Below are 7,969 nucleotides of genomic sequence, written 5' to 3'. Positions count from 1 at the left end.
GGCCAGATCGGCGACGGGACGACAACCCGCCGGACTACGCCGGTCAAAGTCATGTCGCCTGCAGACACTCCCGCGGACTTCACCTACACACAGGTCAGCGCCGGAGGCTATCATGCGCTGGCCGTGGGCAGCGACGGCAACGCCTACGCATGGGGATATAACGACACTGGCCAGATCGGCGACGGGACGACAACCCGCCGGACTACGCCGGTCAAAGTCATGTCGCCTGCAGACACTCCCGCGGACTTCACCTACACACAGGTCAGCGCCGGAGGCTATCATGCGCTGGCCGTGGGCAGCGACGGCAACGCCTACGCATGGGGATATAACGACACTGGCCAGATCGGCGACGGGACGACAACCCGCCGGACTACGCCGGTCAAAGTCATGTCGCCTGCAGACACTCCCGCGGACTTCACCTACACACAGGTCAGCGCCGGAGGCTATCATGCGCTGGCCGTGGGCAGCGACGGCAACGCCTACGCATGGGGATATAACGACACTGGCCAGATCGGCGACGGGACGACAACCCGCCGGACTACGCCGGTCAAAGTCATGTCGCCTGCAGACACTCCCGCGGACTTCACCTACACACAGGTCAGCGCCGGAGGCTATCATGCGCTGGCCGTGGGCAGCGACGGCAACGCCTACGCATGGGGATATAACGACACTGGCCAGATCGGCGACGGGACGACAACCCGCCGGACTACGCCGGTCAAAGTCATGTCGCCTGCAGACACTCCCGCGGACTTCACCTACACACAGGTCAGCGCCGGAGGCTATCATGCGCTGGCCGTGGGCAGCGACGGCAACGCCTACGCATGGGGATATAACGACACTGGCCAGATCGGCGACGGGACGACAACCCGCCGGACTACGCCGGTCAAAGTCATGTCGCCTGCAGACACTCCCGCGGACTTCACCTACACACAGGTCAGCGCCGGAGGCTATCATGCGCTGGCCGTGGGCAGCGACGGCAACGCCTACGCATGGGGATATAACGACACTGGCCAGATCGGCGACGGGACGACAACCCGCCGGACTACGCCGGTCAAAGTCATGTCGCCTGCAGACACTCCCGCGGACTTCACCTACACACAGGTCAGCGCCGGAGGCTATCATGCGCTGGCCGTGGGCAGCGACGGCAACGCCTACGCATGGGGATATAACGACACTGGCCAGATCGGCGACGGGACGACAACCCGCCGGACTACGCCGGTCAAAGTCATGTCGCCTGCAGACACTCCCGCGGACTTCACCTACACACAGGTCAGCGGCGGGAACAATTATTCGCTGGCCGTGGGCAGCGACGGCAACGCCTACGCATGGGGGTCCAACCAGAAGGGCGTGCTCGGCATCAACATCGCCATCTGGTGGGGTGACACGAATCCTGCTCCTATGCGCGTGCGCGACCCCTCCAGCCCCAAGGACAAGAGCAAAGGACTGCAAGCCGAACAGGTCAGCGCCGGATACCAGCATTCGCTAGCCGTAGGCAGCGACGGCAACGCCTACGCTTGGGGGGACAACGAGAATGGCCAGCTCGGCAACGACAGCATTCCCACAGGGCAATATAACAGTAAAGCTCAGAATCCTGCTCCTGTGCCGGTGTCGTTCAACCTGCAGCTGGTGATCACCGGGGTCAGATTCGACCAGACCCCCGCATCAGGGCTGACGCGCGGCGATGGCAGCAGCGTGACCGTGACGACGTCCGCACACGCGCCGGGCACGGTCACGGTCAACGTGGACTACACGCTGGGCGGCGCACCCAAAACGCCGGACACCTCCCTCCAATACACGTACCTTCCCGCAGGTGTGCTCCCCAATGCTGGGGGGGAAGGCATCCTGCTCGCCCTGGCCACCGGCATGACCGGCATGGGCGGGGTCCTGGCATCACGCCGCCACCGGAGGGAAACACATAGTCTCTCACTTGCTTCGCACGGGTGAGAACGGCCGGGGGCGGCGTATCAATCCCCACGCCCCCGGCCCATATATGGGGAGCGGGGAGGAAAAGTGTCACTTAAGGCTCAAACCCCAAGAGAGCCAACACTTCCCTCCCGCGCCTCACCACACTTCCGCAGGCGGAAACCGAGGGCAGGCATGCACGCCCCCGCCCCTGCCTGGCAGAGGAGGAAACACGGCCAGGTCGGTCAGGAGGCTTAACAGCCCCCAGCCAGCCCGGCCGCTGTTCATCTCCCTACCCCAGCATACTCGCGCAAACAACAGCCTCATCCTCGAGCATTCAGCCTCGCCCGCCTTCACTCATAGCCAAGCCTTGACGGGCCATGCTGTAAAAGTTGCGGTATCGTTACCGCACTGATATAACTGAAGGCTGTCAGAACCGTTCGCCTGCCCATGGCGGCGGTCAGGCAACCGCCGAGGTAGGCAGTCCGGCCCGGCGGCCGACCACTTCGACGAAAGGCCATGATGGCGTACGCGACGATCAGGGATGTGGCCCAACGGGCCGGTGTCTCCGTATCGACGGTCTCCCGAGCCCTTAACGACTCCGGGCGCATCTCCCCTGCCACTCGACAGCGCATCAACCAGGTCATCCACGACCTGCACTATGTGCCGGACTCCCGAGCCCGATCCATGCACTCCGCCCACTCGCGCACCATCGGCCTGCTCATCCCCGACATCCGCAACTCCTACTTCGCAGACCTGGCCTATCTGATCCAGGGCCAGCTGCTCAACCACGGCTTCCAGACCCTGATCTGCACCTCAATCCAGGGCGACCCAGGCGAAGACCGGGCCCAGGTGCGCAATCTGCTGGGCCAGCACATTGACGGAGCCATCATCGTGCCCGGGCCGCGTTCCTCACATACTCTGGAAGAGCTGACCAGACGCGGACTGCCCCTGGTCTGCGTGGACCGTGCCGCCGAGGGTGCCGCCGGTCGCGACGGGCGGACCATCCCCTGCGTGGACGCCGACCCCGAACCCGGCCTGCGGCAGGCCCTTGAGGATCTGCACACCCGGGGCCACCGACGCATCACCCTGGTGCCCGGCCCTCTCAAAGAATCGGCCACCTTCCAGGAACGCCTGGACGTCTACCGGAACCTGCTGGCAGGCATCGAGGGCATGGACGACCCCCTGGCCGACCAGGTAGAGCCCGGGACCTTCGACCCCGACATGATCCACCTCTGGGCCCGGCAGGGAATCACCGGGGTGCTCTTCGGATCCTCCCTGGAGGCCATACGCGCCATCAAAACGACCCAGTCCCGAGGAATCAGCATCGGCGAGGACCTGTCCATGATCACCTTCGACGACCTGCCCGTCTTCCGCATCCTGACCCCGGCAGTGTCGACCATCTCCCAGCAAATCGACACCATGGGGACCCGCTGCGTGGACATGCTCCTGCAGCTGATGGCCGGCTCGCCCGTGCGGTCGGTCCGGCTGCAGACCAGCTACCGCCACTGCGCCTCGGTGGGGCGCCCGCCCGCGCACACCGGCCAGGATCCCTGAACCTCCACAGCGTGATCATCAAAGCGGACAAGCTCATCAAGGAACGGAGAAACATGATTCAAGATATGGCGGCGGCATCCGACCAGGTGCTCAAGGGACTGGATACCATCACAGGATCCATCTCGGTGGTCGGGTCCATGAATGCGGACTACACCGTCAACACCGACAGGCTGCCCAAGCCCGGCGAGACCATCAACGGGGGTCCCCTGCAGGTGCTTCCCGGGGGCAAGTCAGCCAACCAGGCGGCGACCGCTGCCCGCATCGGCGCCCAGGTCAGGCTCTTCGGGGCCGTAGGATCCGACTCCAACGCCGACTTTCTGCTGGGGCAGCTGGGCAACGCCGGGGTGGACGTCTCCCATGTGATGACCGTTCCAGGAGCCAGCGGGACCACAGTCATCACCGTGGATGCGCGTGGTGAGAACACCATCGTCTACTCCCCCGGCTCCAACGGCAAGGTGGATGTGGACTACGCCCACCGCTCCCGCCAGGCCCTGACCTCGGCCAAGGTGCTGGGCTTGTGCCTGGAGAGCCCCATCGAGACGGTCACCGAGGCCGCGCGCATGGGCCACGAGGCCGACATGACCGTGCTGCTCAACGACTCCCCCTTCCGCGCCGACCTGCCCACCGACCTGATCGCCAACTCCGACCTGATCCTGGTCAACGAGCATGAGATGGCCCAGCTGCTGGGCATCGACGAGCCCGAGGACGGCGACTGGCTGGGGGCCGACTGGGACCGGATCAACCAGACCATGCAGGACTTCGGCTTCCATCGGGCCATCGTCACCCTGGGCGGCGAGGGGTCCATGGTGCTGGACCATGGCCAGACCTACCGGATTCACGCCGTGCATGTGGACGCCGTGGACACCACTGGCTGCGGGGATGCCTTCATGGGCACCGTGCTGGCCGGCCTGGCCTCCGACATGACCCTGGTGCAGGCCGCCCAGCTGGCCTCCTACGTCTCCGCCTACGCTGCCACCGGGCAGGGGGCGCAGGCCTCCTACGGCACGGCCGAGCAGATTAGGCTACGTTTCTCCTGAGTCTGGGCGTTCGTGGTCGGAGCCATCAAGGTCGAGCCATCGGAATCCTGACCACCGGGGTCTTGTAACCAGGGTCCGCTGGTCAGGGTCCAACGATTAGACAGGTAGAGCGCTGCTGACTCCCTCCCCTGCGTTGTCAGGCCGATGAACCGTTGCGAAAAATGCACGACGATTCGTCGGCCTGACTGGTATCTGTGCGATAGAGGCTGGATGGATGAATATGGGATGCATACTTGTTGCCAGTTGAGTGCAAATGTGGAATTTAGACTCATTGCCAACTGAGAGCAAGTCCTAAATCCGCTTTTGTTGCCAACTGAATTCAAGCACTGAATCTGTTCTTATCGCCAGTGTTAAATACATCTTACAACTGCTCCGGCTCATCCACCTTGCGACAGCCTGGGACCACGTTTGACCTCATCATCCCTCGGACTGATGGCACCTCCCGCTGTCCCCGAATATTGTTGATTCCATGAACACAGTCAGTCAAACAGCGCAGCGACCAATCACCAGGTCCAATAATCGAATGCTACTGACTGACGCCCTCTTCGCCATCCTTTTGTTTCTGCTGGTGAGCGGCTCCAGCGCCAATCTACGAGATGGGGCCCTGATCCCCTTGCAGGAAAACCTGATCCTGATGTGGACGGTCCTGCTCATAGCCCCTGTCGTTATCCGTCGCCGATTCCCGAACGTAGCAGCCGGGCTCTTCGTCGCTGTGGCTCTGGCTCAGCTCCTGTTGGGACCTGCCATCATGCTCTCCGACGCAGTCTGCCTGGTGATGGTCTATTCCTGTCTGCTCTACGGACGTCCATCCTGGCGCCGACTCTATCTGACTGTGGCCTGGGTCATGACGCCCCTATCCTGCCTTATCTTCACATTGGTCGATTTGGGGTTTCTGCCTCCAGGCAAGACGTGGCCGGACCACATCTCAATGTTGCCGACCTCATTCAAAGATCTGGCAATCACCTTCCTATCGAATTTACTGATCGAGGGGCTTCTGCTACTCATAGCCATCGTTGCAGCCTACTGGACGCGGACCAGAAGGGATGCCATTGATGAGGCCCGGCGACGCAACCACGCCTTGGCCCTGCAGGCAGAGCAAAGCGCGGCCCTGTCTGCCAGCGCTGAGCGGGCCCGCATAGCGCGTGACATGCACGATGTAGTCGCCCACACTCTGTCCATTGTCATTGTGCAGGCAGATGCCGGCAGGTACGCAGCCACTGCCGATGCGCACCTTGCTCTTAAGACCATGCGCACCATCGATCAAGAGAGCCGTCGCGCCCTACGTGAGCTGAGCTCGCTCTTCGGCAAACTCAAGACTCCAACCAACCCTGCACCCGAAACCAGCCAAAAGACAGCTGATTCTCTTCCAGGCCAACACTCTTCTTCCCCACCACCAACGGACCCAGCCCATATTCAGCCGCCTGACCAATCTCAAGCAACTGCCCAAACGAATTCCGCTAGTCAATCCGCGAACGCTCATAATCTGAATCCAGCCGGAACAGATTGCACTCAGCCGAGCCAAGCCAGCGACCATCTTCACACAATCAAAGAGATTCCAGCTGCCAACACTGCCAAGGCCAACATGGATACGGCCGACAATGCGCGTACCTGTCCCTCGGTTACCACCTCTTCAAACAATCCGCCGACCAGCTATAAATCATGGTCAGACCTGATAGATGCCGCCCGACTTGCTCAGCCGAAATCCCAATTCAGCCGACGCATTGAAGGCCGACCCTGCCCAGAAAAGCTGGATCGCAGCCGCGCCATAACTGCTTACCGGGTGCTGCAAGAAGCATTGACCAATGTTCGCAAGCATGCCGCTCCGGCTTCGTCTGTGCTAGTTGAAGAACAGTGGCTCACGGACGGTTTGTGTCTAACCATTGACGACCGCCCATTTGACCATTCCTCTACCAATTCAGATTCTCCGCCACAGATGGAGCGACCTGCGCATTCAGGTTTCGGTCTTTTAGGGATGCGCGAACGACTGACTTCTCTTGGAGGCAACCTTCAAACTGGTCCCGAACCAGAAGGCGGTTACCACCTCCAAGCGTGGATTCCTTTTGCCACTCCGCCACAATCCGACCCTGAAGCGGGGATACGTGCCAATCGACAAGCTCAATGGTCCCTACGCTCGATTGTCTCCACGCTCTTCGTCTGGTTTCAACGCCATCCATTGACGGCCGACCTGGGTTTGGTAATCGGACTCGTACTGGTAGAGAATCCAGGTCAAGCTCTTGCTATAGCACCTGTCACGCGACAATATGATCCGGGCCGACCAGTAAGAATCATCGCCACGCTAGGTATTGCTTTGCCTCTGATTGTGCGCAGGGTCCGTCCCGGCATTTGCGCCGCCATAGTGTCTGCAGTTGCCGCCCTGCTGCTGCTCTTCTCACCCTGGCTGCCAGAAGCTGCAGTCTTATCCCCAGTCGCCGTCTATTCAGCAATGGTTTACGGTAAATACACCACCCGGCGGTGGGTTCCGTTGGCGGTCATCACGGATACGGTTTTATGGGCTGTCAGATGTGTAGCCAATAACCAAGGGTGTCCAACCATTCTGGCCTACATGATAGAAGGCCCGGCAGAATCATCTTTCTCTGAATCCCATTTGACACTTTTCATAGTGATGGCCGCACCGGCCTTGATCTGTCTGCTGACCATGCTGATTGCCTCACGCCGACGCACTCGTGGTTCGGTCCTGCTCCTCCAGCAGGAACGCGAGCGCGCGCTAAACCAGACCCTGCAGGAAAGCCAGGCTCTGGCAGCCAATCAAGAGCGCGAACTCATTGGCTCTACCATGCAGGTAGAAGTGGCCGCAACCCTGAATACAGTCATTGCATCCACTACCAAAGCCATCTCCGAGTTGAACCATTATCAGGTCAAAGGGGTGAACCCTCCCCCAGAGCAGGTAGCGCAAGCCTTCGGTGACATTGCTTCTCAAGGACGCCAGGCCCTGGCTCGCATGCGACAACTGCTCACCGTCCTGCGTCACAGTTCCAGCACCGGTTTACGCTCAAACACTGACACCGGCGATTCCCCAAACAAGAGCCTCAATTCAGACAGGAACCATATGGGCGAGCCCACCCGTAAAAACACACATATACCGGCTCTTCACCCAGCCAAACCCCTGCCAGTAGATCTTGATGATCAGCTTGACAACTATTCGCAACAATCGCAACAGGATAAGGAACCAGAGCATGCACAATCAGACCAACAGGACCACCCAGACTCCAGGCGTGGGCGTTCTTGATGATGAGCACCTCCTGTGGATAACAAACAAGAAAACGACCGTGCCAGGTAATCAGCACAATCGGAAAATTGAGCACTCCATAAATCACGCACCCGAAGATTAGACACTCCGGAAATCGATTGCTGACGAGCATAACTTCACCAGTTGAAAGTCTCTCCGACGACAGTCACTAGCCAACAATTACTCAATCAACAATCAATAAGACAGCGATTACACTGGCTCCAAA

The 7,969-nt window shown here is 60.6% G+C and carries 3 protein-coding genes and 1 pseudogene; all 4 read left to right on the top strand.

The window, feature by feature from the left end:
• Positions 1-1,944 (top strand): annotated as a pseudogene (locus CI603_RS00795) (chromosome condensation regulator RCC1); the annotation flags it as partial.
• A 477-nt stretch (positions 1,945-2,421) separates the two neighbouring features.
• Entirely contained in the window at positions 2,422-3,459 is a 1,038-nt protein-coding gene (locus tag CI603_RS00790) for a LacI family DNA-binding transcriptional regulator (RefSeq protein ID WP_121912653.1), read from the top strand.
• A gap of 53 nt (positions 3,460-3,512) precedes the next feature.
• Entirely contained in the window at positions 3,513-4,496 is a 984-nt protein-coding gene (locus CI603_RS00785; RefSeq protein ID WP_121912657.1) for a ribokinase, read from the top strand.
• A 469-nt stretch (positions 4,497-4,965) separates the two neighbouring features.
• Positions 4,966-7,743: a sensor histidine kinase gene (locus CI603_RS00780; RefSeq protein ID WP_121912652.1), complete on the top strand. Its 2,778-nt coding sequence runs from the start codon at positions 4,966-4,968 to the stop codon at positions 7,741-7,743.
• Positions 7,744-7,969: the final 226 nt, after the last annotated feature.

Origin of the sequence: Bifidobacterium sp. wkB338, from assembly GCF_003688325.1 — a bacterium.
Classification (GTDB): Bacteria; Actinomycetota; Actinomycetes; order Actinomycetales; family Bifidobacteriaceae; genus Bombiscardovia; species Bombiscardovia polysaccharolytica.
This window is presented reverse-complemented; position numbering and strand designations above follow the sequence as displayed.